Source organism: Streptomyces europaeiscabiei, from assembly GCF_001550375.1.
GTDB classification, from domain to species: domain Bacteria; phylum Actinomycetota; class Actinomycetes; order Streptomycetales; family Streptomycetaceae; genus Streptomyces; species Streptomyces europaeiscabiei.
Map to the genome: position 1 here is coordinate 1 of NZ_LRTR01000890.1, position 1,746 is coordinate 1,746.

The following is a 1,746-nucleotide window of genomic DNA, read 5'->3' on the forward strand; positions in this document are numbered from 1 at the left end:
GCGTCGGCGGTGGCGGAGGCGGAACGTGGGGCCAGGGTGCCCTGGGCGTGCCGCTGCCACTCGGCGTCGTTCCCGGCGGGCGCGGACCACACGGCGAAGGCGCGCTGCCCGGTCTCGTCGGCGGCGTCGACGGTGACCTGCAGGTCGACGGTGCCCTCGGCGGGGACGACGAGCGGGCTGAGCAGGGTGAGTTCGCTCAGGTGGCCGCAGTCGGCGCGGTCACCGACGTGCACGGCGAGGTCGAGGTAGCCGGTGGCGGGCAGGATGGCCTGGCCGAGGACGGTGTGGTCGGCGAGCCAGGGATGGCTGCGCAGGGACAGACGTCCGGTGAACAGCAGGTCGTCGGAGCCCGCGCGGGCGACCTCGGCGCCGAGGAACGGGTGGTCCGCGCTGCGCAGGCCGGCTCCGGCGGGGTCGCCCGCGGGGGCCACGGTCGGCAGCCAGAACCGCTGCCGCTGGAAGGCGTAGGTGGGCAGCGGGACGGTGCGGGCGCCGGGCAGCAGCGCGGCCCAGTCGGGTTCGGCGCCGTGCGCGAAGAGCGCGCCGACGGCCATGAGCAGACGGTCCGTCTCGGGCTTGTCGCGCAGGACGGCCGCGACGAACAGGGCCTCGTCCGCGGTGTCCGGCGCCGTCTCGGCGAGGGCCGTCTCGGCCAGCGTGCTGAGGGGACCGTCGGGTCCGGTTTCCAGGAACCGGCGGGCTCCGAGACCGTGGAGCCGCGTCACGCAGTCGTGGAAGCGGACCGGTTCGCGCACGTGCCGGACCCAGTACTCGGGGTCGGTGAGCAGGCCGGGCGTCGCGGGCTCGCCGGTCAGGGCGGAGACCACGGGCACACGGGGCTCGGCGTAGGAGATTCCGGTCGCGACGGTTCGGAAGTCGTCGAGCACCGGGTCCATCAGCGGTGAGTGGAAGGCGTGGCTGACCCGCAGCCGGGTGACGCGCCTGCCGGCTGCCGCGAAGTGGTCGCGGACCTCGGCAACGGCGGCCTCGGTGCCGGAGACCACGGTCGCGGCGGGCCCGTTGAGGGCGGCGATACCGAGTTCGTGCTCGCGTCCGGCGAGCAGCGGCAGCACCTCCTCCTCGGTGGCCGAGACCGACGCCATCGCGCCGCCGGCCGGAAGAGCCTGCATCAGTCGGCCGCGGGCGGCGACGAGGGCGCAGGCGTCGTCCAGGGAGAACACGCCGGCGATGTGGGCGGCGGCGATCTCGCCGACGGAGTGCCCGGCGACGAAGTCGGGCCGTACGCCCCAGGATTCCAGCAGGCGGTAGAGGGCGACCTCGAAGGCGAAGAGGGCGGGCTGGGCGTGCTCGGTGCGGTTCAGCCGCTCGGCGTCGTCGCCGAGGACCACCGTGCGCAGTCCGGGGACGCGCTCGCACACGGCCTCGAAGGTTTCGGCGAACACCGGGTGGGCCGCGTGCAGTTCGCGGCCCATCCCGGGCCGCTGGGCGCCCTGCCCGGTGAACAGGAACGCGGTCCTGCCGCCGGTGCGGGCGGTGCCGGTGACCGTGCCGGGCAGCGGCACTCCGTCGGCCAGAGCCCGCAGTTGGGCGGCGAGTCCGTCCCGGTCGGCGCCGACGAGGACGGCCCGGTGGGGGAACGGGGTACGGGTGGTCGCCAGGGCCAGGGCGGTGTCGGCGAGCGGAACACCGGGGTGCCCAGTCACATGGTCGAGGAGTTGTGCGGCCTGGGCGCGCAGGGCGTCCCGGCTGCGGGCACTGACCACCCACGGCACCGGAACACCACCC

At 75.4% G+C, this 1,746-nt stretch carries 1 protein-coding gene; it reads right to left on the bottom strand.

All coding sequences use genetic code 11. The features are described 5' to 3' along the window. Window positions 1-1,724 (bottom strand): acyltransferase domain-containing protein (locus tag AWZ10_RS45195; protein WP_244172780.1); only part of this gene is annotated, 1,724 nt, incomplete at its 3' end. Window positions 1,725-1,746: the final 22 nt, after the last annotated feature.